Consider the following 24,509-nt stretch of genomic DNA (forward strand, 5'->3'; position numbering starts at 1 on the left):
AACATCTTTTGAAAATAGTGCTCCGGGAGCTCCCCGATCCGGTAAGCCCTATCGTCTCTTATAGATCCCAGTGATGAAAGGCGGACGCCCCAGAGGCATCCGCCTTTACTTGTTCTTGCCGCCTAACCAGTCAGTTCTCGGAAGTTATCCTCGTAGAATCCAAATATTTGGTATTTTTTGTAGACGAATAGAAAATGCGAGAGATATACTAAGGGTGTATCACCTGGATTTTTATGGGTCATTTAACTTTCCAAGGGTGGTGATCGAAGAAAACGAAGACATCGTGGTGCGGCGTAGGCTGTCGGAACCCCACGTTATCACCGATTCACCAATTTACGAGAAAAGGAGAATCAAGCTTATGAAACGAGCTGCGGGAATGGTCGGAGGGATCTTCTTGAAAAAGGTTGCTCTATTTGCCTTCGCTTTGCTGCTCCTGTTCGCGAACAGCGGTGTTTCCTTTGCAAACAACGATCCGTCTCTCGGCAAAGCTAAGCATCTCAACCAAGAAAATGTGTTACAAATCGTCCAAACGAACTTGGACAGCTACCTGAAAACTGACCTTCAGACTCATGATAAGAAGATTTCGGCTTCCAAGGATTTCGTTCCCTTGTATGATTTGGATCATAATCTCTTTGCGTACATGGTCCCCCTGCTCGAAAATAACCGGGAGATCGGCTATATCACCGTTGGTGCTATTGAAGATGGTTATGCCACTTACGAAATCAACATCCGGGATCAGGCTGTGAGCGGGATCAAGGCCAAGTTGAAGGAGAAGTCCGCTCATTCGAACGGGAAGGGAGAAGTCGTTTATATTCCACCGTTCGACTATCTGATTAAAGTATCGGATCAAGGTCAAGATCGTTATTATGACCTGGCTGACGAACCTCGGGAAGTCACGGATATCGTGAAGCCAAAGAAAGAAAAGCTGAAGGAAGGTTACAATCGGATTCGTAACGATGAAAATAAAAAACACATGAGCGAGTTGTTGGGATCAACCATCACGACGGCAGCGGTCACATCGGAAAACGTGGCATTATCCGTTGAGCGTGACTATGGCATGTTCGTTCCGGTCGAATACGCCACGAACACTTATAGCTACGGAGGAGACCAGGGCTGGTACAGTACCGGAACCAAACAGGATAGAGGCTGCGGTCCGGTCGCTGCTGCCAATATTACAAATTATCTGGCCAAGATTAAGGATTCCGCAAAGTACGGGAAGCTGTACGTTGGGAACACGACTTCCAAAACGGATTTTGTCGCCCATATGGATACGCTGTACTCCTACGTTGATCCCGGCATGTTCGGGGAGGTTTCGGGACCCGATTTCACCTCGGATGTAGAGAGGTTTGCCAAGGACCGCGGAGTTACCCTTACGGGTGTGAGAAGTTCGGCATCCTTCACTCTGGATAATGTAGCAAACTATATTAAAGCCGGTCTGAGCATTAACTCGCCGGTCGCTACGCTTAACACCAAAAAGTGGTCCGATTATGAATATGAATGGCACTGGATGACGATCACCAAGTACTTCCGAGATTCGAATGACAATCGTTGGATTGCCGTATCTACTTGGGGCCAGCGCCGCAGCATCGATTACCGGGTCCATTTTGATGCGATGGCCAATGGATGGGTACAAGGCGGAGTGATGTATTTCCAATAATTTTGCATAAAATAAAGGATAGTTCTATGGGCTCCCCATAGAGCTATCCTTTGTGCTTGAAGGAGGCGGGATCCTGGTGAAAAAATGGGTGCCGGCGTTGTTTTCGCTTCTATTTCTATTATCCGGTTGCATGACTCATAAGGCGGTTCAAACCAAACAATTGACCGACTTTAAGAAGAAGGTTCTTTCGGAGCATAAACAAATTCATGATATGAAAATCCAAATGGCACCTACCCAAATCGAGTTTAACTACTACCTCACCAGTAAGACGAACAGGGAGGCCGATGAGGATATTTTCTTGAGTACGAGAGAACTCGTTCTTTCTTCCGAGTTTCGAAAGACAGCGATTGAAGAATCCTATTTCAAACATTATTCCAAGGACGACCGAAGGTATCCGGATATCATCATTCGTTTCTTCGGGACTTCAAAGGAAAAGGCTGATTATGAATATACGGCTTCATACTATGGACCAGGTGTTGAGGGAGCGAAAGATCGGCCGATCGACGCGTACAAAACGTGGTACTTTGATGATTTCAAAACAAAAGCCGTACCTGTTGAGTCAGGAGATCAATGAAATTGTGCATCCGCGAACACCACCGTCCTCCTTCGGCCCGGGGCGAATCACCAAAGGCGTTAAATACGCTTCAAGACGCTTTCGCTAGCTGCGAAGGCAGCAATGCGGGCTCATGTACATTACCGCTTCCGAACTAAGGCTTCTTTCATCGGAATTCATCATGCTATGATATTGCTAAATGTTTCCGAACAAAGGAGCAAAATGATGAACAAACTACTGAAATGGATTGCGTTCGGCTACGAAGGCGTATTGGCGATCCCGTTCTTGGGCGGGGCGATTATCGTCGCGAACGGATGGACCCCATTGCTGCTTGAAGGGATTTTGCATCTCGCGGCGCTGATCCTGCTGCTGGTGAACCGGAGGATGGTCATCGCGGGCAATCTCGTCGGATTGGCCGGCGCGCTGCTCGGGTGGATACCGTTATTTGGCTGGATACTGCATACGGTCGCTGCGGTTATTCTGTTCATTGAAGCGATCTATATGCTCGGCTCCCGCTCCGACAGTCCGAGGTATCGGTAGGCCCGTTGACTCCAGGCCCCAACATGGGAAGTGTGTCGAATAGTAGTGCTTTGCCATGTGCCTTGCCCATCGCCTTCGGCAGACCCGTCATCCGTGCTGCATCATGAGCTCATACGACTTCAGCCGCTGGCGATAATCCGGGATCGTCGTGACGAGCATGAACTCGCCGGTGCCGTAGGACTCCGACATTCGGTCGAGCCGGGCGGCGATCGTTTGCGGCGTTCCGACGAGCAGCTTGCGTTCCGAATACGGCGCGGCTTCTTCCTCCGTCTTCTCTGACCGGAACAGGGCGGAGCCGGCGGAAGCGAGCCGCTTCGCTTCTTCTTCCGTATCGGCGCAGATGACGCCGATCGTGACGATCGTCTTCGGCTCCGGGCAGAGCGGAGAAGGAACGAACGCTTCCCGGTAAGCGCGCAGCACCTCCTCGCCTTCCACGTCGCTCATGAACTGGCCGAATACGTAGCCCATGCCGAATGCCGCGGCGTATTCCGCGCTTTTCTTGTTCGTGCCGAGCAGCCAAACCTCCGGCTGGACCGGAGGATTCGGGCGGGCACCGACCGGTTCCCCCTCGTACGAATAGCTGTCCTGGAGCAAACGGGCGATGTCCTGCAGCTTGTCCGGCACCTGCCGTACGTTCTCCAGGAAATTGCCGCTCAGCGCCATGCTGACATGGGCGGCTCCGCCGGGCGCCCGGCCCAGGCCGAGGTCGATCCGCCCCGGGTAGAGGCTGGCCAGCAGGCGGAACGACTCCACCACCTTCAGCGGCTGATAATGCGGAAGCAACACGGCCCCGGAGCCGATCCTTATCCGTTCTGTCCTAGCCCCGATATGCGCCAGGAGCACTTCCGGCGAAGGGCATGCGAGCTGAGGCATGCCATGGTGCTCGGCGATCCAGTAGCGGGTATACCCGAGCCGTTCCGCCGTCCGCGCCAGCTCTGCCGCCTGTTCGAGAGCGTACGTGTCGCCCCGGTTCCCGAACACGGGGACCAGATCCAGCACGCTCAGCTTCCATTTCACGCGATGCACTCCTCCTCATGAACCGTTCATTATCAATGCGTTCAGTTAAGCGTCTAGCGAAACAGCTTCCATAACAGAGAGGGCTGGAAAAATGAACTTGAAGGGCGTTTCAAATTCATCACTTGCACCAACCGCAAATAAACGGAGGGGTCATGGGCCGATGCCTTGTAGATTCTGCGGGTGAACCATTGTTTCACACCGGTACCGATCGGCCTCGTTCCCTTAATGCCAGGATGCCGGTAAGCTTCGATAAGCGCCATGTCCCAAGGGTCTTGAGTAAGCTTGGGCAACTGAGCCCAATAGCTTCGGATTGCCGCATCAATGCTGTCTCCGATAGATAAACGGCCCAGCTCCGCACCCAATAATTCGGCCTCCATTGCCGCTACCGACATTCCTTGGCCGTACAGGGGGTCGAACCGGCAATACGAATCCCCGATCATGATGAACCGTGCGGGGATCTTGCTCAGGACATTTTTCCGCTTCCTGGATTGGGAGGGGATTCGGTAAATTTTCATTTCACTGACAGGGGTTGCCCTCTGAATAAAGTCATAGATATGCGGTTGAGGCAGCATTCGGGCAATCTGTTCGAAGTCCGCTTCAGTCCGGGGAGGCTCTCTCAAGTATCCACCGAGCGTAACGCCGATGATTTGATTTTCAAACGGAAGGACGACCCCCGCATAGGGAGACTCGGGAAGCCGGGCCGAGATCATCAGATTGGTCCATCCGCGATCCACCCAATCGGTCGTGTAATAGCGGGTCGCATAAAACAATTCAATCGGTACGACTTCGCTCGTGTCTTGCTCCGCACCCAACCATTTCAGCGTGTGAGAACCTGCGCCGCCGGCATCCACGACCAAATCTGCCAGGATCTCTTCTTCGTGTTGAGAGGATTCGCTGCGCACCTTGACGCCTTGAACACGGCTCCGATCATCGGATAGGATCATGCCGGTTACACGGGAACGATACTGAACCGACACTTGGGGAATGAGGGCCACCCGACCACGAATATGCTGCTCCAGAAATGGCCGCGTCTGCTGTACCCCTTGGATTCCGCTCGGAAACCGCTGTTTCCATTCTCCGAAATGGAACCACTCCAGATCACGGGTAAAATCAGTGACGATACTCCCGTTCCGGATCAGTTCCTGAATCATACCCGGAAACATGGACTCCAAAATATTCTGACCGCGCTCGAGCAATACGTGCGAATGGTGACCTTGCGGAACTTTGTTTCGAGGTTGTGCGCCTTCCGGAGGTTCATCCGCCTCAACGATGACGATTTCCTCGAAAAAATCAGCAAGTACTCTCGCCGCCAGCAGTCCTGCAATACTGCCCCCGATCACGATCGCCCGACCCGCTCTTCCAGGCGGCGTGGAAGCTATTTGATCCATCATGAATGCCATTCCCTCTCCCATCTACCGTCCTTTGACCTCATGGCGTCCCTTCGCCTCAAGTTCCACGTCCAAGACCGGCTTCCCTCGCCAGCAGGATAGCCTGGGCACGGTCGGCAACCTGAAGCTTGTTCAGGATGTTGGATACGTGATTCCGAACCGTCTTCAAACTCAGCTGGAACGTTGAGGCCAGATCGGCGACCGTCATCCCTTTGGCGAGCTGTTCCAGGATTTCGATCTCCCTGGCGGTCAGTCCCGGGAACATATCTTTCTGAGGCGGGCGCTGGATCGTGTCGAAATAATACATCATTTTGCTTGCGATTCCGGGGCTGAAAATGGCCTCTCCGTCCGCAACGCCGACCAGAGCGCGGATGATTTCCTTGGGCTTGGCCCCCTTAAGCAGATAACCTCTAGCGCCTGCCCTCATCGCCGAGAAGACGGAATTGTCGTCGTCGAACATCGTCAGGACCAGCACGCGAATATGCGGGCTCGTCATCGTGATTTGACGGGTGGCTTCGATTCCGTTGACGCCGGGCATGCTGATGTCCATCAGAACGACATCGGGTTGCAGCGATTCTGCCAGGCTTACGGCCTCGTCTCCGGATTCCGCTTCGCCGACGATCTCCACTTCCCCGTATCCCTGAAGCACGGCGATGATTCCTTCCCGGAAGAGGGGATGGTCGTCCGCGATCAGGATTCTCATTTTCTCCATTGGTGAAGCCTCCTTAGCCCGATGCGGGTTGCAGCATCAATGGGATTTCGATCTCGATTCGGGTTCCCGTTGCGACAGAAGAATCGATCTCCATCCGTCCGTTCAACTCCTCGGCGCGTTCCCGCATGGAGCGGATGCCGACGCCTCTATGGGAAGCGTCGGACATGCCGACGCCATTATCCTCGATTTGGATTCGAAGCGATTCGCGGGCGATGAGCTGAATATGGCATACGGTGCCGCGCGAATGCTTCAATGCGTTCGCGATGGCCTCTTGAATAATTCGATAGACGGCCACTTCGACCGCGGCCATGAGCGGAGGCAGCGACTCGGGCGTCTGAAGGACGATGCGGAAATGGGCTTGTTGCGATTGTGCCGCCAGTTCGCGGAGGGAGAACAGCAAGCCGAATTCATCCAGTGAAGGCGGCCGAAGCGCGTATACGAGCCGGCGGATGTCCGCGATCGCCCCATCCAATTGCTGCTGGATGCCCGCGAGCATAGACTGGGCTTTAGGCGACTGTTCTTCGAACTGATCATGGACGGCCGCCAGCTTCATGCTGATGCTGGCGAGGTTCGATCCGAGTCCGTCATGCAAATCCCGCCGCAGACGGCGTCTCTCCTCTTCCCTCGCGCTCACGAGCTGTTCTCTGGAACGCTGCAGTTCGTTCGACAAGAGAGCCGTACGGGTCGCGATGGCCACCTGCCGGATCAAATCGTCGAGCAGGTAACGTTTGCTTGGAGGGATGAGGTTATGAATCGCCGATGAACCGAGGATCAACGTTCCGACAGGCTCATTTTGAATAGACAGCGGGAATTCCAAGCATTCGGAAACCGGTACTCCGTACGATGCCAGCAGCATGTCCGAGCCTTCGCGATGGTCCCTGATCGAGGCATAAGGCAACCGTAAAGCCTGTGCCAACGATTCCAATACGAGCGGCAAGAAGGTTCGATTGGATACGACCGCCTCCAGCTGCTGGGTTAAATTCGCGACCACCCGGTAGGGTTCCTCCCGCATACCGTAAATCAGCCGGTTAACGGCATTCTGCACTTGATCCCGCAGAGGCTGCAACATCATCGCGATGAATCCGACCGTCAGCATGGAGATCAGCCAATTGTTCGCCGTTTGGAAGATCACGCCGACCATTCCCGTCACGAGCGCGTAAACGGATACGATCGCGAAGCTAAGCACGGCATAGACGATAGAGCGGTTGAATACGGTCGCGATTTTCCCGTTTCTCTGCTCGATCACGGTAAGCGCCACGGAGAAGGGAATCGACAGCAACCCAATATTCATGACGGCCCACAGCATGATTTTGACGACCGGATGGCTTCCGACGGCCAGCATGAAGGCTGCTCCCACGACGTATAAGGCGGTGCTCCCGATAAACCATTTCGTTCGTTGCCGCTGCTCCGGCGAAAAAGTCCTCCGATACCGATGGATTTGGGAATAGACGATGAGCGCGAACAGAACAGAGCTTTGAACGACCCGGATCGTCAACGGCCACGTGGACATATCCAGAACCGTCGATGGCGCGAAATAGGGGGTTAACGCAAAAAACAATCCGTAAATGGCGAAGTACTTCGTCCAGCGGGGAGTGAAGACTCCGTCGGGATACAAGAAGAGCAGCAAATAGGACAAGCCGAATAAGATATCCTGGAATTCGAACGCATGGATCGCGAGCGGCCATGGTTCCAGGGTGGATCCGTCATTCGTGAAGGCGGAGCCTGTTGCCATGAGCAGAATGGAAGTCGCATAACAAACGGGATCGTTCGATCCATAACGATAGAGAATCCAACTGACGGCGAAAAAGCTCGCGAACGATAGGGCAGCAATACCTCCGATCACTCCGCTGTAGAACGACACCGGCAATCCGATCCGATTCAACAGGGAGATCTGATCAGAAGTCAAATAAAAAATGTTGGCGCACATCCGACCATCTGAGCAAGCGATCTGGTGCAGGGAGTAACCTTTCCATAACGAGATCGCAAAAATGCTAAGCGAGAGAAGGGCGAACAACGGCCATATCGCGTACCGGCCAAGAAAGAGGACCCCAGAGATAACCCTCTTCACGGGCGCAACCCACCTCTTTCTGCTCGTCAATACAATCTTTCTAGACTATAACCGCTATTTCGCCGGCTTGGAAGGGAAGAATTCCCGTTCGGCTCGGGAACTTTCTTCCCGCCCCGTCCGGGAATATGAATCATGACGGCGGGATCGCTTCGCTGATACATTGTTTACGTCGCCTTGCACGACGGAGGGCGGCGAATTCGATTACGACGCGCGAAGCGGAGGATGAACATGACAATCGAAAGAGCGGTAAGATGGTTTGCATTTGTCGCCATGATCGGAGGAATGAGCCGGATCGGGATGACCCCCTCGTCCTACATTTGGGGAGGCGACAGCAATCAGGAACTGATTTGCGCATTTGTCGCCAACATCCTGATGGTGTTCGGTACGTTCGGTCTCTATCTGGCGCAAGCGAAAGAGGCGGGGAAATTCGGATTTCTCTCGTTCGCCGTCATGGAGCTTGGTCTTATCATGGTCACTTGTACGGTTTGGTCAACCATGCTTCATGTATCGCCGTGGGAATGGGGGATCGTGAAAAGCATCGAGATCGCGTCAGGGATGCTTGGACTTCTGCTCTTCCCGATCGCAAGTCTTAGAGCCCGCGTCCTGCCGAAATGGCCGTGCATTACGCTTATTGCCATGCTGTTTATCGGCGTAGTCCCAATCTTCGAGAAAATCGTCGCCTTGCTCTGGGGAGTCGCCTACATCGGCATGGGATACGCGGTGTGGAGGTCCAAACAAATCGCAAGAGCCTGAACAGCTTACACCCAGCGGCGGTTTGTTTACGAAGAGATGGAAGACGACCACGATGAAAAATATGACTGGCCGAAAACCGATATATAACCTTGAGGAGGGATATCATGGATATCGCGGCCGCATCCGTGGCAATGAGTCAATCCGCGTTGTCTACCGCCGTGGGAATCCGGGTGCTGTCTATGGCGAAAGACCAGGCGGTACAGCAAGGCCAGGGACTTGTGCAAATGATTCAGCAAAGTCTCGATCCTAATGTTGGGCGTCATTTGGATGTAAAGGTGTGAGTAACTCCCCCGGTGGCCCGGGGGAGTTTTATTGTCATCCTTCCGACCGGTGCGACTCCTCGAAGACAACGCCACGCAGGCTTCAACTTTCAATCCATATCCATTCCGCGAATCATTTCAGCTAGAAATATGGCTTGGGTTCTTCTTCATCTTTCGCGGAATACAACAACGTTACAGTACCTTCGTCTGCCCATTTCCGCAGCTGCTTTAATAACGGAATCTTCGATTCATCATCCATGAGCTCTTTACGATATCTTTCCTCGAACTCGCCGAAGTTCGCATGCTCATGAAACCGCTTCCTCAATTCGTGACTTGGCGCAACCTCCTTCATCCACTCGTGTATCGCCGCCTTCTCCTTTGAAACGCCCCGTGGCCAAAGTCGATCCACTAGAATCCGCTTTCCATCGGACTCCTCCGTCGGATCATAGATGCGCTTGATACGAATCATCCATGTTCACCCTTATCCGTTCCAGATATACAACGTACACGCCCTCCATAGTTTGCTCGACAAAATATTGCGTAAAGTCTGGAACTAGATATTGGAGCCATCGCAGGATGGCTCTTTTCATTTCCATCCAAAAAAAAGTTGTTGCATAGTCAACTAAACCGTGTTATTCTCAACTCAATATAGTTGCGCAGTCAACTACAATTCCAAGGGAGGCAACAACGATGGTTGTTACAAGCATCAGCCGTACCGAGATCCAAGACAAACTCGCGAAAGGAGAAAAGTTCATTCTGGTCGAGGCATTACCCGCCAATTACTATGAAGATGCGCATCTTCCGGGTGCCCTTCACTTGCCGCATGATCAGGTGGATCAATTGGCCCCTGCTCTGCTGCCGGATAAATCGGCCGAAATCGTCACATATTGCGCCAGCCTGCCGTGCCCCAACTCGGAAATCGCCGCTAAGCGCCTGGTGGAGCTCGGGTATACGAATGTCAAAGAATATCGCGAAGGCAAGCAAGATTGGTCCGAAGCCGGACTGCCGTTTGAAAGCGGAAAATAAGGTATGAATAAGAAGCCCCCAAGGGTACATCCCATTGGGGGCTTCTTATGGTCATTAGCCAGGATAAACCCACGGATTGAGGTGTGTAAGCATGAAAGCGGTCGTATACTCAGCCTGGAATTAGCCGGGGAAGTGGAGTCGGGGGGCAAAGCGAACATCCAAAGCGGGCAAAAAGTTCTTATTTATGGAGCTTCAGGCAGCGTAGGAACATACGCCGTGCAGCTTGCCAAACATTTTGGCCGTATTGCGCATTTTGAATTCTCTCTGGGGTCTCGCCAGCGGATAAGCCATCAGAACGGTAACCAGCATGGAGAATGCCGTCCCCAGGCATGTGGATCCTGGTCTTCTGCATGCTCTTTAACGGAGGCTTGATTCCCGGGTATCAGTTCAGCATCGTTCCGATGTTCGGTATCGTGATGGCGCTCCAAAATTATAATCCTGGCCAGGCATATTCCGTTCCGAGTGTGCAATACCGCGAATATGGAATGGGTGAAATCCCTTGGAGCGGATGAGGTGATCGGATCGCCTGCGTTGTCACGGGTACCGACCTCCGGTTCGATCTGAATCAAACGATTGTTGCGCACGTTCATCACCCCATCATTGAATATCTTCGCCAATCGTTAACAGCATTTGATACGGATTGTATATATCCTTCTGATCGTAATTCCCCGACATGTTCAAAGGGCAGGCGAATCATTCGCCTGCCCTCTGTAACTCAGCTTTATCCTGGCTTATTCAGCAACAACCGCTTAATCATAGCCGCCATCTGCGCTCTCGTCGCTTGACCCTTGGGATCGAAGCGATGGGCGGATGTACCGTGCACGAGTCCGGCTTGAAGCGACAGGGCTACGACTTCCTTCGCCCATCCGCTGATTTGGCCGTTATCATCGAACTTCTTAAGAAGCTCCAGGTTGGCGTCCTGATCATCGATCGAATACAAGTAGGCATAGGCTCTCCAGATGATCACGGCCATCTGCTCCCGGGTGATCGGCGCATTCGGAGCGAAACGATCCTCCGAATAGCCGTGGATAATACCCGCGGCGAGCGCGGCTTGCACGTCGGCATAATACCAGTCGTCTTCGTCGACATCGGTAAACCGCGTGACTTTGGCGAGCTCGGCAGCCGGCAGGTTGAGTGCCCGCACGAGCACGGAGGTGAATTCTGCCCTCGTTACCACCCGATTCGGTTGGAACGACTCCGGCGATACGCCATAGACCAGCAGGCGTTGCGCCATCCAGCCGATATCAGACGCGGCCCAATGACCCGCGATGTCCTTGAAGGTGTTCGTGTACTCCATCACGGCGAAGTGTCCGGAAGAGCGGATATCGAACACGATCCGATTCGGCGCTTGAGCCGTTGCCTGATCCCGCACATAGGACCAGCGTCCGGCGGTCGGATCGAAACGATACAGCGCTTGCTGCCCTGTCGCCCCATAAGGAAGCTCGACGCGTACCGACTTCTCCGAAGGCACCTCGAACGCGCTCGCTTTCCCATCCCGGAGAACCTCGAGCTTGAACATGACGGCTTTCCCGACGGGCTTCAACGACTTGCCGCTCTGCCGGTCCGCAGCATCGACGGAAGTCTTAATCTGCTCCGCCGACGGCTCGGCAAACGAGATATTCAGAGAAGCGTCGGACGGAAGCGAGACTGCTCCGAGAACGTCGCCCGGAAGCGAGACTTGCAACGTGCCCGGCTTATAGACGATGCCGGCGCTGTTCTTCTTCAACTCGGCAAGCACGTCAGGCGTGAGCCGCAATACGTATTCGTCGGCTTGCTGACCTTCTGCGACATGGAGCAGCTTCTGCCCGTTCGCTCCGTTCTGCAAAGCTTTCGCGATGGCTTCGCTGCGGACGGTCGTCAGCAATCCCGTTCCGCCGTTGCCGCTCGTGAACTTCTCCGTCTTCGTCACGGACGGCGACTCACCCGATCCGCCCGATCCGCCTCCCGGACTCGGACTTGGACTCGGCTCCGGTTCCGTGCCGCGCCGTTTCACTTGGAGGCTATACTCGCGGACGGTCACGCCGTCCTCCGCCGTGACGCGGATGGCGATTTTCCCGTCGTTCGGTATCCGAACGGTTTTCGCCGTGCCGCTGACCGCTTCGACGCCGTCTATGGTGAGCTTCGCTTTGGAATCGGCGGTTTGCGCCGTCACTTGGACGTCTTTTGCCGTTTGCGATACTTCAACCGTGTAAGCAAGACGTTCCGGATCAAACCCCGGCGACAACACACTCCCGGCTACCGACAGTGCCGATAGCTTGGCATTCGTTCCCGCCGCTTGCCTGGTAACCTTCAACGTATACTCGCGGTCGGTCACGCCGTCCTCCGCCGTGACGCGGACGGCGATTTCCCCGTCGTCCGGGATCCGCACGGATTTGGCCGTGCCGCTGACGGCTTCGACGCCGTCTACGGCGAGCTTCGCTTGGGCATCGGCGGTTCGCGCCGTCACTTGGATGTCTTCCGCCGTCTGCGATACTTGCACCGTGTAGGCAAGTACTCCCGGATCAAATTCCGGCGTCAACGCGCCCCCGGCTACCGACAGTGCCGACAGCGAAGCATTCGTTCCAATCGCTTGCCTGGAAACCGTGAGCGTCCCCTCGCTCGACGCGTTGCCTGCCGCGTCGGCGACCGCTCCGCCGAGCACGTTCAATTCCGTTTCCTTACCGGACGGCAGCGGCTCCTTCAGACTGATGAGCAGCGTCTGATTGCCGCCCGTAGCTGCGGACCGTACGACCGAGGCAATCGCTTCGGCGTTGCCGTCCAATGCAAGCTTGGATGCGTCTACCGCGGCTCCAAGCGGTTCGTTGAACGTCAGGCTGAGGATCATGCCTCCGTCTTCCGCCGTCGCGCGGGTGGGAACCGGCCCCGTTTCGTCGCGCAAGCTAACCGTGAACGGACCGGCATAGCCTTCGCTCATCCATACGCCGGCGTAACTCCGGAAGAGGTTCGCCTTGACCTTCAACGCGTATTCCGAGCCGACCTTCAAAGCGGATCCGTTCTTCGGCGTAAAGCGGAGGACCGGCGACAGCGTCTCCAGTCCGGCGGGATCCGCCGGGTTGATCTCCGGTTTGACGAAGGCCAGAGTCCCCTCCATCTCCTGGTTATCCGGTCCCGTCACCGTCACGGCTTGCGCCGGGATCGTGGTCGGCACCTTCACGTACTTGCTGAATTGAATATCCACATAACCGCCGCCATCGTATGTGACTCCCGTCACCGTCTGAACCTTCGGCGCTTCCCAGGATACGAGCCCCGCGTTCACCTCGGTATGCGGCGGCGGAACGTCAAGCTCCGCGCTCGTCTTCGTCTCGTAGCCTTCCTTCTCCCAGACGACCTTCCACTTGCCTTCCGGAACGTCCCAGCCGTATTTGCCTTGATCGTCGGTGTCATGCGGATTCACTTGCTCATACGGCCCCGCGTCCCACACGGTCCATTCTTGGCTGACCGGGTCCTTATAGAGCACCGTCGCCTTCACGCCGCTCAGTCGGTTCGACGGAACGGCTTCGTAGACATAGCCGCTCGGGTCGTAGATCCAGCGGAGACGGGCGATTTTCTTGCGCTTCAGCTCCAGCTTCTTCTCGTCGACGTCTTCGTCCAGACACTGATTATAACCGGTACCGACCGCGTCAATCTGCGCGTCGACGTAGTTATCGATTTGTTTGCCGGCGGCCGCCGTCGCGCCTGCGGCCGCGATCGCGCCCGGACCGCTGAAGCCCATCGCGGCGGTCCAAGCTCCGAGCCCGAACTTGACCACCTCGCCGACGACGAGGGATTTCAGCGCATGGCCCGCCTGCTTGACCGTCTTCGGAAGCTCGGCAAGGCAATCCAGCCCGCTGGCTTGGACTCTGTCCGTGATTTTCATGACTTTCTCGGCGAATCCCATCGTATCCGAATATTGCTTCTTAAGCCCGTTGATCGTACCGAACTCTTCTCCGCCGGGCATGAATTGAACGTAGGTTTCCGTCACCACGTCGGCGAATACCGGATCCGGGTCGTCAAGCGTGTGGACGTCCCCGGCTGCCAGCGAAGCACGAAGGCCCTCCGGCGCTCCGTTCGGAAACAGCACGTTCATGGGCATATAACCCTTTGACACGCTCTTGAATCCGTCATCCGTCTCCGTCACTCCGAACGTGGCGTTCAGGACCGGCAGCCCCGACCGCTCGGCCAGCTCCAGTTCTTCCTTCGTCGCCTTATAGCTGGAATTCAGTCCAAGCGTCAGCGTAACCGTGACCTTCAGGTCCTTCAATTGCGGGAAGGTGAACTGCACGGTCCCCGAATATCGGCCGTTCTTCAGCTCGAACGGAGACTTCACTTCCACCTCGAAATCGCGCATCGTCGGCGGGAGAGACTGGCGAATCTCCTCCAGCGAGGGGTATCGGCCATCGTTGACGAACGGCTCCGGCTTGATGTCATAGTCGACATAGATATCGCCGAGAGCGCCTCGGCCGGTCGGGGTCACCGCGCGGTACAGGTTGCCGTCCCTCACGGCCTTGATCGGATCGCCGGTCTGACCCTCCAGATAGATATAGACATTCTCCACTTCATCCGGCTTATCGAACTTCAGATCGAATTGGAACGGGTTGCCCGGCCTGACGGTATAGGCAAGCCGGGAGATCCCTTCCCGGGTATTGAGCGTCACCCATTTGCCCTCCGGCGCTTGGGCCATGGCGACCTCCAGCAGCTGCGGCTTCTTCGTATCATAGTGGACATAAGACACCGGCGACTGAAGCGTCACGCCCGCCGATTCCGTCTCTGCCCGAAGCCCATGGATGCTGGGATCGACCGGATCGTTCAGCTCCGCTTCCAGGCTCCAGATTCCCGAAGCGGCTGCCGTCACGCTGCCGATCAGCGCTTTGCCGTCGTAGACCTTCACCGTGCTGCCCGCAGGCGCAACTCCGCTCAGCTTGACGAGCGAACGGAACACTCTCTCCGGTACCTCCAGCGTGACGACCGGCACATCCAGCTGGATGCTTCCGATCGTCTCTTCCACCTGCTCCGTGCCGAGCTTGGCGCGGATGATGGCGGAAGTTTTCAGCGAACGCTGGTTAAATGCCGGATCCGCCTTCAGTTGGAAGCCGATCGTGCCGGACTGGTTCTTCGCCAGCGTTCCGATCGGCACGATCAAGGTTTGGCCCTCGACCCGGGCATCCCCTTCCGTTGCCGCTCCGGTAATGACAATGCGGCCGCCCGCATCCTTGACCGGCGTCATGCCTTCCGGGATGTCGAATACGAGACTGACGCCGGTCGATTCCGATTCGTTCCGATTATGGAATCCGGCGCGGAAGCTTACCGTACCTCCTGGCTGTACCCTGCTGCTCAGGGCATCGTAAAAGTTTCCGTAATAATTGGAGAAATACTTCTTCTCGCCGAACGTTACCGTCCCGATCGGCAGGATTTGTTTATCCGCCACCGTGAACTGGACGTTCGCATATTCGTAATCGACCTGGTCGCCTATAGGACGTCTGGCCAGCTCCATGATATAGGTGCCGGGCTCCGGAACGTTAATATCGAACGTGCCGTCCCCCGAGAAATCGTCGCCACCAATGTACGTCTTATAGCTTTTGTATTCTCCATCCAGCTTGTAGAGCCTTCCGGAAATCCACCGGTGATCCGTCTTCGCCAGCCTTCCTTGAATTCGGCCTCCCTTCTCCTCGAAATACAGCTTGGCGGTTGCGTTGGAGTTCTCATCCAACGTCACCGTATCGCACACGGTCATATAAGTCGGCTTCGTGCCCGTGACGCATACCGATACCTTCTGTCCCGGATACCCCCCGAAGGAATAGGCGTTCGAGAAATACCCCGACATCCCGCCGAACTTGGATTCAATGACCGTATGAAATCCCGCTTGCTCCATATTGATTGGATCGCCGAAATCGCTGTCCTCCAGATATTTCAGTCGGACCTCCAAGTTGATGATGCCTGTACGGGGCTGACGCACCGGGATATCCTTCCTGGTTGTCTCTCCATTCGCGATTTGGACGGTCTCTTGCGCCGTGTATTGATAGGACGACTCATACAGCTCCAGCTTCGCCTCGCCTTCCAACAGGGATAGGCGGTAAGCTCCCTCCACGTTCGTCCGCGTCTTCCGGACGATCGACTGGCCGTTGTACGTTTGGGTCGCCGTCATGTACACGTTTCGAACCGGTTTGCCGTCCGGCCCGGTAACGACCCCTTCCAGAACGCCTTCTCCCGGCCCTTGCAGCCGAACGACCCGCTCGTTCGCGCCTGCCGCGAGTTTGACCGACAGGTTCGGTACCGGATCCACCATCCGATCCCCGATGTCCACTTTCGCGACGATCGTCTTGCCCGTTTCCAAGCCTTCCTCCCAATCCGTCCATCCGTCCGGGCCCGTGTACAGCGTCCCCAAGTAGTTCTGCTCCTCGTCGAACAATTCAAGGGGCACGTTCCCGGCCGGTTGTCCGGTCTGATCGATCACTTGGAATCTGAGCTTCGCCGGCTGCTCGATGGCCAAGGTGAGTGAGGTCTTCCGGCCGGCCCCTGCCTTCACTTGGCCTTGCTCCGCCCAGATATAACGGAAATCCGGAGATCGGAGGACGATGGTGTACTCTTGGTCGGGCGCAAGGCCTTCCAGGGTGACGGGATCGTCCCCGGTAAGGATGGTCACTTGTTCGCCATACGGACCGCCCGACAAGGACAGAATCCCGCCCTTCAAGCTGTCCGAACCGGGATTGTCGAAGGTTATGACCGCGGTTCCCGTTACCTGAACGGGGAGATCGGCGGCCTGCTTCTCCGTGACGGTACCCGGCGACGCGGGATCGGTCATCTTGATCGTCAACGAGGTGATTTCGCTCGTATTCTCCGCCATCTCCCAGAAGGCTTCGTACTTCCCCGGGGAAGCCGCTCTCTCCGACAACGTCAGCGGCACCGTATGCGTTTCTTGGGTAGAATCGTCCTTCCACGCCTTGTAGGTCAACTCTCCCGTTACTTGCTGGCCTGGCTTTCCGTGCGCGTAGAAGTTCAGCTTGCTGCCCGCCATCGGCAAACCCATGACGGTTGATTTCTCGGCATCCCACCCGATCCGCAGCGTACTGCCGGGGGTGCCGCCGCCGCCGTCGAGCTTATAGGTCGGACCGCCATAGCTTTCCTGGTAGTCCCGATTCACCGCTTCGACCTGGAACGAATTCTGGACGCCCGGCAACAGCCCCGTTGCGGTATAGGAGCCGCCGGCACCCCCGTACGGAACATAACCGATGATCTTGTCGTTAAGGTAGACATGATAGCCGAGGATGCCCTTCGCGTCCGCGGCATCCGGCCAGCTTAACGTGACGCTGTCTTCCGTCTGATCGGAAGGCTGCAGCTCGCTGCCTTCGGGCCAGACCGGAGCCGCCCCGCTGGTAGCAAGGAAAATCCCGGGAAGCTCATACGTTTCATCGTTAACTTCCAACACATGCTGGGAGAAAAAAGCGACCAATGCTCCCCCTCGGCCGACGACCGGCTTTTGGCTCGGATAGAGCAGCCGGTACGGCGCGTTCGGAACGGTTACGCGTTCCGTCGTATGCGCGGCTACGTTCGCGACATAAGCCTCTTGAGGGAGATCGTTCTCCTCATCGTTGTCGGGATCGTTGTCCGTATCCGGCACCCATTCATACGCCAATTGAAATCCGACGAACAGCCCGTCGTCGCTGATCTCCGGTTTCTCGCTATCGCGATTGAAGGAGGTGCCGCCAGGGCCTACGGACACCAGCTTCGTCGAATTCGTATTGCGATCGTACACGAAAATGTCTTTCCGTCCATTCACGTCGTCCGCTGCGAGGTTGTCGGCCTCGGATTCGAACGCGATGAATCGGCCGTCGGCGCTGATCGTCGGAAGGCCGCTGGGACCATTCGCCTCCAGCCCGTTCGAACCGACGCTGATCCGTTGTAAGGGAGAGTTGCCGCCTTCCCGGTTGTAAACGTAAATATCTTCGATGCCGTAGGTATCGTCATCCGCCAGTTTCGCTTGCGTCTGGAATACCACGTATTTCCCATCCGCGCTGATGGAAGGAGCCTTGCTGTCGCCGCGGTCTGGGTCTTCCATCCCGTCTCTCGAGCTGATCCGCGCCATTGAGCCATTCCCGCGGTCATACAAGAACACGTCGCGAATGCCGTCATGATCTTCCGGCACAATCCCGTCCGCGGCGGAGTCGAAGACGACGTATTGGCCGTTCGCGCTGATCGATACCGTATTCGAGCCGTCCATCGGATCATACGCGCCCGGGGAATTCGCCGTAATCGCGGTCAGATTCCTCGTTTCCCTGTCAAACAGGAATACATTCGTCGTCGGCTGCGGAAGGTTATAACCTTGCGCCATGGAGAACGCGACGTAACGCGCGTCGCCGCTGAGGTCAAATTGAAGCGGTTGATCATACTGCCCAAAGCCGTACACGCTGTCCGTGACTCCCGTCACACGGTCAAACACGTTAATGGACGGTTTGACGGCTGCCGGCTCCCGAAAGATTTCGTACCGTATGAAGCCGAGGTACTGCCCGTCCTCGCTTAGCTTAAGCTTCGAGAGGTCCGGATGAATCACGGCCTCGTCCAGACTCCGGCCCACCTTGGACAGCGAATTCCAGGACGAAGACCCGTTGTCCGCCGCCGGTACGACGGGTGCGACTGCCTTGGAAAGCTTGCCGCCCTCGACCCCCAATGAGGAATAGACCGAGTTCAATAGGTCGACGAACGCAGCATTCTCGTCCGCCCGCGGATCGCCGGACTCCGCTGCCGATACCGCCGTAAGATCCGTGAGCATTAACACGGCAGCAAGAAGAAGTGCCATTCCTTTCTTCCACAAACTCTTCAAGCCACGATTCATTGAGCGCTAACCTCCGTTAAATAGATACATATCGTTTCTGGCACTATACGATGTGTATCATATTAACATGGGTTGTATGTCACGGATAGTGATGGCAGTAATGGAAATCGTAATGCGTCTGCGGACCCATGAGAGGTGACATTAAACGACCATGCTCCCCATGGAGCGGCCAATAGAAAAGCAGCTGTACCCGCAGTTAAGGTTCTGCAGGCACGGTGCTTCCGAACTATCAACAATCAGCCAAACATGATACGATGATTGATAGTTTGGAAGGAGATGTCGAAATGAAGCGAAAATTCGTATATGCGCTAATGTCCATTTTACTCACTTTCTCCGCATGGCCCAGTCGGCTCGAAGTCCAAGCGGCTGCTCGGGCAAACGATTATACGCAGATTGAGGCGGGCAGCAATTTTACGGCCGCTTTGTCAAGCGATGGTACCCTGTCTATCTGGGGAACCTTGGAAGGCATGAACGGCAAAGATTACGTTCCCGTGTTTGGAAAAGCGAAAGAATGGGCGTTAGTCAGCGCGGGACTTTATTTTATTACAGCCATAAAAAAAGACGGAACGATGTGGAGTTGGGGTTTCAACGACGTCGGCCAAGTGGGAAACGGAACGACCAAAAACGTTGAGAAACCGACCCGGATTGGCGCGAACAAAAAGTGGAAAACCGTATCGAGCAATTACGCTCATAGCGCCGCGATTGCTCGGGACGGCACGCTCTGGGCTTGGGGATTCAATCCGACCGGAGAGCTCGGAACAGGCGATCGAAGGAACCGATCCAAGCCGGTACAGATCGGCAGAGACAAGGACTGGGACCGGGTAATCGCAGGGGAGTTTTTTACGATTGGCATCAAAAAGGACGGGTCGACCTATGCGTGGGGTTGGGGCGGATTAGGCACCATCGGCAACGGAAAAACGACGCAATATCAGACGACCCCGGCGAAAATCGGCAAAGAAAGCTGGAAGTCGCTTTCTTCGGGAAGCACCCACACGCTGGCCTTGAAGTCCGACGGCTCGCTATGGGCATGGGGCTACAATCAATACGGGCAGATCGGCATCGGAACGAATAAGAATGTCCTGAAGCCGATTCGAATCGGCAAGGAGAGCGATTGGGCTGCGATTTCGGCTAACGATTTCAACAGCTTCGCCTTGAAGAAGGATGGAACGCTTTGGGCATGGGGAGAACAATACGACAATAAACCGCGTCAAATCGGCTTGGATCGCGATTGGAGCATGATCGCCAAGCATGCGGCGGGTGCGAAGCACGTCATGGTGAAGAAAAAAGACGGGTCCCTCTGGGGCTGGGGGAGTAATGGAAGCGGACAGATCCTGATGGGACAGTCCTCTGAAGTGTCGTTCGATATGTTCGGAATTCCGATGGAAGTGTCTCAGACGAAGCCTGTCGATCGGGCAGCTTCGGAGATGGCGCTCGCGAGGCAGCATGAGCTGATTCAAGATGACGATCTTCGCTTCTATAAATCGGACGTGACCCGTCAATTGGCGGCCAGACTGCTCGTCAAGCTGTACGATTCGTTATCCTGGGATACGATTACGGAGCGGAAAGACAGGCCTTACGACGATTTATACTCGCGCGACCCGATCATCGCATACCAAACGGGTTTCATCGAACCTTTTTCCAAAGACAAGTTCGGGATCTACGAGCCGATGACGAGGCAGGATTTCTTGACCGGCGTCTATCGCGTGCTGAAGGCGTCCGGCTTAAAGCTTGATCCTCTTCCGCAGCAATGGACCCAACCTTATGCGGACGTAAGCGAAGTGAGCGCCAAAGCAAAGGAAGCGCTGCAATACTTGGATCAGGCGGGATTGCTCAAGGACGAGCCGGACCGAATCCGGCCAAGCGAGGCCGTCTCCCGCGAGGAAGCCTATGCATACGTATGGCGTGCTTACGAGAAGTATTTGGCGAATACGCCTTATTCCGCGGCGGTCAAATATTTATTCTATGACAGAGGGTATCGGACCCTTGCAGGCAAGAGCGACATCGGCGAGCATTACTTCGTATATGATCATGATAAATTACTGGCATATTGGGATTATTTCCTCCCGCAGGAAGACGGCGGGACATATGCCAGGGACGAATCTCTTCCGACAAGCATTAAAGTCAATTACATGCCCGGCAAAGACGAGTTTAAGCTGGACTTGATTGCCGCCATCATCGGGAAGGAGAGAGGTTACGCGCTCCCCAGCCTGAAGCAGGCTCTGCTCGAGAAATTCGACGAGCTGCGGATCGACGAGCTGCCTTATGGCAAGAACACCGGCGAACAATATATCACCGTGGACGGAAAACAGCTATTGATCATTCTGTTCAACGAGAGCAAGACAAAGGAGAGACAATTGGAAGTGGATTATTGAGGTTTCCCGGCGTTGATGGGCATAACCTTGATATAATCGGTTGGCGTGCACCCCGTGTATTTCTTGAACACCTGGCTGAAGTATTGCGGATAATCGCCGTATCCGAGCCGTTCGGCCAGCTGGACGATTTTCATATCTTCGTTATCCCGGAGCCAATCGATCGCCTGGGTAATCCTACGCCGGAGTACGTAATTGGAGAATTTCTCGCCGGTTTCCCGTTTGAACAGCTTGCCGAGGTAATCCGGATTCAAATAAAGCATCCGCTGCGCCACCCAATTCAAGGACAGCTCGGAATTCCCAAGCTGCTCCTCCACGATGCGGATCGCTTTCGAGACGACCGCCGAATAGGTTTTCCTTCGTCTCTCGTACTGCCGATTGGCGATCTTCTCGGCCAGCGGTTTGAACAAGGCCCGGATCGCCTGCAACGTGTCCAGATCGATCAATTCGAGGAGCTTCTCCATATAGGGCTTATGTCCGCTCGAATCCTCCAGCCGAATCATGGCCATATACAGCTCAATCACGTACGATTTGGCTTGTTGTATGTCCAATCGCAGCTCGCCAAGCTGCTCGAAGTAGCGATCAATCGCCGAAGCGGCATCGCTCCAGCGTCCGGTCTTGATCTGGAGGAGCAAATCCTCGCTGTCGAAGACGAATTCCTTGCCGCCGCTCCCGTGCGCATCGGCAATGTCGCGGCCGGTGATGAGGCTGCCCTCGGCCAAATAGAACCGGTGCTTGAGACACTCCCGCGTCTGCTTATAGAGCTGTCGCGCCTCCGCCATCTCGCCGGGATCGCTGAGCGCGATCGTCAGATCGATTTTATAATAGTCCCGGAACGTACGTCGGACCTGGAAGATGCGCTCCTCCAAGGACGGCAAGTCCCCGCTCTCTTCCACCACGATCAGCGCATGTTCGCCCACGGTCGTGCTTAATACGGGTTTAGGCAGCAATTCCTTGGCGATATTCTGGACCGCGAAGACGTGTTCGAATTCGACCTCGCTTGGTTCCAATTGAAACAGAACCAGGCGTACCCGCTTGTTGTCCAGCCGCAGATCGAACAGCCTCCGGTAATATTCCCAATCTTGATTTCCATACGTTTTGTTAGTAAGGAATTCCTTAAGCACCTGCTCCTTGACATGGGGCAGCACTTTGGCCAGTTCCTCCCGAACGGAGCGGACGAATTGCTCCTTCAGATCGGCTCGCTTCAGCTCCGCTGCGGCCTCGCGCAGCGCTTCGGTGATCTTGATCTCGTTGCACGGCTTCAGCAAATAATGTTTGACGCCGTGGCGCATCGCCGTCTGGGCGTAATCGAAATCGCTGAAGCCGGACAACATGATCATCGCGATCCGAGGAAACGTATCCGCTACTTTGGCGGCGAGCTGCAAACCGTCCATCCGCGGCATCCGGATGTCCGTGATGACGATGTCCGGCTGCTCCCGGACGATGATATCGAAAGCCTCCGCTCCGTTGCGGGCTTGGCCGACCAGCACCGTTCCCTCCGCCTCCCAGTCGACGAGCTGCGTGATGCCTTCGAGGATGAGAGGTTCGTCGTCCACGATCACGACTTTATGCATGCATCTCCCTCGATTCCATTGGGATGTCCACATAGACCCGGGTGCCCGCTCCTTCCTCGCTTTCCATGCGAATTCCGTAGGAATCGCCGAATGCGATCTCGAGCCGCTCCCGGATATTCATCAAACCGATCCCCTGGCCGCGGGTGCGGGCTTCTCCGACGCGAACCTGTTCGAGCAGGCTTGCCCCCATGCCCGGTCCGTTGTCTTCGACGACGATCGTCAGCCGTTTGGGTCCAGGGATGGCGTAGAGATGGATATAGCACGGCATATCCGAAGGTTCCAGCGCGTGGTGGATCGCGTTTTCTACTAGAGGCTGCAGGGACATTTTGGGAATGGGACAGCCGGAATAGCACTCGTCGACGTGCATCTCGAAATGCAGCCGGTCCCGGAACCTGAACTTCTGGATCGTGACATAATGCCGGACAATCTCGAGCTCTTCGCCGACCGTGATCAACGTTTCTTTCACCGAAATGGAGCTGCGGAACAATTGTCCCAGCGCCTCCACGATGTCGGCAATTTGCCTCTGCCCGTTGATCTTCGCCAGCCAGATGACCGAGTCGAGCGTATTGTACAGAAAATGAGGGTTGATTTGCGCTTGAAGCGCCTTGAATTGCGTCTCCCGGATCAGCAGCTGTTTGTCGTAGTTTTCGTGAATCAGTTGATCGATCTCCTGGATCATCATGCGGAATGCCCGATGAAGCTGCCCGACCTCGTCCATTGGCAGCGCTTCCATTTCGGTTAAGGAATAATTGCCCTTCTGCACCTGCTTCATCCGTTCGATCAAATCCTCGATCGGGCGCGTAATCCCTTGCGCGAAACGAATCGAAACGGAGAACAGCAGCCCGAGGCTGGCGGCGAAGCTGATCAGCAGCACGCGTTTCATCCACACGATCCGGTCGAAGATCCGGTCGAACGGAATGACCGAGTAATACATCCACCGGTAGGTCACGGATTGAAAATAAGACAAAAAAGACGGCTCCCGGGTCTGAAGAATCTGATACCCGCTCCCCTTAAAGCCGCTGAAATCAGCAATGGCCATATCCCGTCCCCCGGACGAATAAACCGGCTTCCCTCCCGCCACGATGTGCAGCTCGCCGGATTGCAGTTCCGTCCCGCGCAGGACATCCTCGACAATCCGATTCAGCCGAAACTGCACGATCAACGTGCCGATGGGCTTCAGTTCGAGATTCGCGTAGGAGCGGATCGTCCGGGCTGCGAGAAGCTCGTCGTTCGCTTGATCCGGATAAATCCAGCGCAGGCCGCCCAGGGCTTGGGCCGCTTCCAGTCGGATATGCTGCAATCTTTCCGGAGGAATCGGCTCGAGCTGCCCGGCGAGGAATTCCTTGCCGCCGTTGCTGACAATCTCGACGGAATCGATATCATTGCCGTTCCCGGCATACTTGATCAACCGATCCATGAGATCGACGGACAACATCGTTCGATCGTAATCGGAGCGGGGCTGGGCGAGTCCGATCAGATCGGCTTGAATCCCTGCGTCGGTAGCGATGTTATACGAAAGCAGCTCGATCTTCTTGAGCTCGTTCTCGATCGCTTGGGACGACAAATGGAGCACTTGCGACGATTTGACATACAATTGTTCGTCATAGGTGGCATAAGCGTAGGAAAGCGAGGCGTACGTAACGGCAAACCCGGCCGCCGTAATCAGCGAAATGAGAGCGAAAACCTTGTGTTTGATCCGCAGCCTGCCAAACTTCCATTGGGTGGGGAAAACCGGTTTAATAGGATATCCCTCCCAGACAAGCCGTTTTCCAAAGTATAACACCGC

At 55.5% G+C, this 24,509-nt stretch carries 15 protein-coding genes and 1 pseudogene; 8 read left to right on the plus strand and 8 right to left on the minus strand.

Going from position 1 to position 24,509, the window contains the following annotated elements; genetic code table 11:
- The first annotated feature begins 358 nt into the window (after positions 1-358).
- From GE107_RS16475 to GE107_RS16485, 3 genes are all read left to right on the plus strand, one after another.
- Positions 359-1,657, plus strand: a complete 1,299-nt coding sequence (locus GE107_RS16475) for a hypothetical protein (protein WP_219641079.1) — start codon at positions 359-361, stop codon at positions 1,655-1,657.
- Positions 1,658-1,733: 76 nt separating this feature from the next.
- A complete protein-coding gene (locus tag GE107_RS16480) occupies positions 1,734-2,231 on the plus strand; it encodes a hypothetical protein (RefSeq protein WP_219641080.1) in 498 nt (165 codons plus the stop codon).
- Between the two features lie 204 nt (positions 2,232-2,435).
- Positions 2,436-2,750, plus strand: coding sequence for a hypothetical protein (locus tag GE107_RS16485; RefSeq protein WP_255570530.1), 315 nt, complete (start codon positions 2,436-2,438; stop codon positions 2,748-2,750).
- 87 nt (positions 2,751-2,837) lie between these two features.
- On the opposite strand, the gene GE107_RS16490 is transcribed toward GE107_RS16485, so the two are convergent.
- From GE107_RS16490 to GE107_RS27195, 4 genes are read right to left on the minus strand one after another with little or no spacing between them, the layout of a single operon-like run.
- Complete coding sequence (locus GE107_RS16490; protein ID WP_219641082.1) at positions 2,838-3,776, minus strand: LLM class flavin-dependent oxidoreductase; 939 nt, start codon at positions 3,774-3,776, stop codon at positions 2,838-2,840.
- Between the two features lie 44 nt (positions 3,777-3,820).
- Entirely contained in the window at positions 3,821-5,158 is a 1,338-nt protein-coding gene (locus tag GE107_RS16495; RefSeq protein ID WP_255570531.1) for an FAD-dependent oxidoreductase, read from the minus strand.
- 55 nt (positions 5,159-5,213) lie between these two features.
- On the minus strand, positions 5,214-5,867 hold the full coding sequence (locus GE107_RS16500; RefSeq protein ID WP_219641083.1) for a response regulator transcription factor: 654 nt from the start codon (positions 5,865-5,867) through the stop codon (positions 5,214-5,216).
- Between the two features lie 13 nt (positions 5,868-5,880).
- On the minus strand, positions 5,881-7,935 hold the full coding sequence (locus tag GE107_RS27195; protein ID WP_219641084.1) for a sensor histidine kinase: 2,055 nt from the start codon (positions 7,933-7,935) through the stop codon (positions 5,881-5,883).
- 228 nt (positions 7,936-8,163) lie between these two features.
- On the opposite strand from GE107_RS27195, the gene GE107_RS16510 reads away from it, so the two are divergent.
- Positions 8,164-8,688, plus strand: coding sequence for a hypothetical protein (locus GE107_RS16510; protein ID WP_219641085.1), 525 nt, complete (start codon positions 8,164-8,166; stop codon positions 8,686-8,688).
- A gap of 104 nt (positions 8,689-8,792) precedes the next feature.
- A complete protein-coding gene (locus GE107_RS16515; RefSeq protein ID WP_219641086.1) occupies positions 8,793-8,969 on the plus strand; it encodes a YjfB family protein in 177 nt (58 codons plus the stop codon).
- 121 nt (positions 8,970-9,090) lie between these two features.
- On the opposite strand, the gene GE107_RS16520 is transcribed toward GE107_RS16515, so the two are convergent.
- Complete coding sequence (locus GE107_RS16520; protein WP_219641087.1) at positions 9,091-9,417, minus strand: DUF488 domain-containing protein; 327 nt, start codon at positions 9,415-9,417, stop codon at positions 9,091-9,093.
- Positions 9,418-9,638: 221 nt separating this feature from the next.
- Between GE107_RS16520 and GE107_RS16525 the strand changes: the two genes are divergently transcribed.
- A complete protein-coding gene (locus tag GE107_RS16525; RefSeq protein ID WP_219641088.1) occupies positions 9,639-9,974 on the plus strand; it encodes a rhodanese-like domain-containing protein in 336 nt (111 codons plus the stop codon).
- A gap of 84 nt (positions 9,975-10,058) precedes the next feature.
- A pseudogene (locus GE107_RS27200) lies at positions 10,059-10,214 on the plus strand (NAD(P)-dependent alcohol dehydrogenase); the annotation flags it as partial.
- A 481-nt stretch (positions 10,215-10,695) separates the two neighbouring features.
- Here the strand turns inward: GE107_RS27200 and GE107_RS16530 are convergent.
- Positions 10,696-18,744, minus strand: coding sequence for an S-layer homology domain-containing protein (locus GE107_RS16530; protein WP_255570532.1), 8,049 nt, complete (start codon positions 18,742-18,744; stop codon positions 10,696-10,698).
- Positions 18,745-19,064: 320 nt separating this feature from the next.
- On the opposite strand from GE107_RS16530, the gene GE107_RS16535 reads away from it, so the two are divergent.
- Positions 19,065-21,152: an RCC1 domain-containing protein gene (locus GE107_RS16535; protein ID WP_219641090.1), complete on the plus strand. Its 2,088-nt coding sequence runs from the start codon at positions 19,065-19,067 to the stop codon at positions 21,150-21,152.
- Here GE107_RS16535 and GE107_RS16540 read toward each other — a convergent pair.
- Both GE107_RS16540 and GE107_RS16545 read right to left on the minus strand, forming a co-directional pair.
- Complete coding sequence (locus tag GE107_RS16540) at positions 21,146-22,723, minus strand: response regulator transcription factor (protein ID WP_219641091.1); 1,578 nt, start codon at positions 22,721-22,723, stop codon at positions 21,146-21,148. The genes GE107_RS16535 and GE107_RS16540 overlap by 7 nt on opposite strands.
- The gene (locus GE107_RS16545) at positions 22,716-24,506 is read right to left on the minus strand and encodes a cache domain-containing sensor histidine kinase (RefSeq protein ID WP_370636440.1); all 1,791 of its coding nucleotides are present in this window, start codon (positions 24,504-24,506) and stop codon (positions 22,716-22,718) included. The genes GE107_RS16540 and GE107_RS16545 overlap by 8 nt, the downstream gene beginning before the upstream one ends.
- Between the last annotated feature and the right edge of the window lie 3 nt (positions 24,507-24,509).

The sequence above is a fragment of the Cohnella sp. CFH 77786 genome, assembly GCF_019400745.1.
In the GTDB taxonomy this organism is placed as follows: Bacteria; Bacillota; Bacilli; order Paenibacillales; family Paenibacillaceae; genus Cohnella.

What these genes read in the sequence shown, in the direction of transcription:
- GE107_RS16510 (WP_219641085.1), top strand. Translation starts at nt 8,164, where the DNA reads ATGACAATCGAAAGAGCGGTAAGATGGTTTGCATTTGTCGCCATGATC.
- GE107_RS16540 (WP_219641091.1), bottom strand. Translation starts at nt 22,723, where the DNA reads ATGCATAAAGTCGTGATCGTGGACGACGAACCTCTCATCCTCGAAGGC.
- GE107_RS16530 (WP_255570532.1), bottom strand. Translation starts at nt 18,744, where the DNA reads ATGGCACTTCTTCTTGCTGCCGTGTTAATGCTCACGGATCTTACGGCG.
- GE107_RS16500 (WP_219641083.1), bottom strand. Translation starts at nt 5,867, where the DNA reads ATGGAGAAAATGAGAATCCTGATCGCGGACGACCATCCCCTCTTCCGG.
- GE107_RS16475 (WP_219641079.1), top strand. Translation starts at nt 359, where the DNA reads ATGAAACGAGCTGCGGGAATGGTCGGAGGGATCTTCTTGAAAAAGGTT.
- GE107_RS16495 (WP_255570531.1), bottom strand. Translation starts at nt 5,158, where the DNA reads ATGATGGATCAAATAGCTTCCACGCCGCCTGGAAGAGCGGGTCGGGCG.
- GE107_RS16520 (WP_219641087.1), bottom strand. Translation starts at nt 9,417, where the DNA reads ATGATTCGTATCAAGCGCATCTATGATCCGACGGAGGAGTCCGATGGA.
- GE107_RS16525 (WP_219641088.1), top strand. Translation starts at nt 9,639, where the DNA reads ATGGTTGTTACAAGCATCAGCCGTACCGAGATCCAAGACAAACTCGCG.
- GE107_RS16485 (WP_255570530.1), top strand. Translation starts at nt 2,436, where the DNA reads ATGAACAAACTACTGAAATGGATTGCGTTCGGCTACGAAGGCGTATTG.
- GE107_RS16535 (WP_219641090.1), top strand. Translation starts at nt 19,065, where the DNA reads ATGAAGCGAAAATTCGTATATGCGCTAATGTCCATTTTACTCACTTTC.
- GE107_RS16515 (WP_219641086.1), top strand. Translation starts at nt 8,793, where the DNA reads ATGGATATCGCGGCCGCATCCGTGGCAATGAGTCAATCCGCGTTGTCT.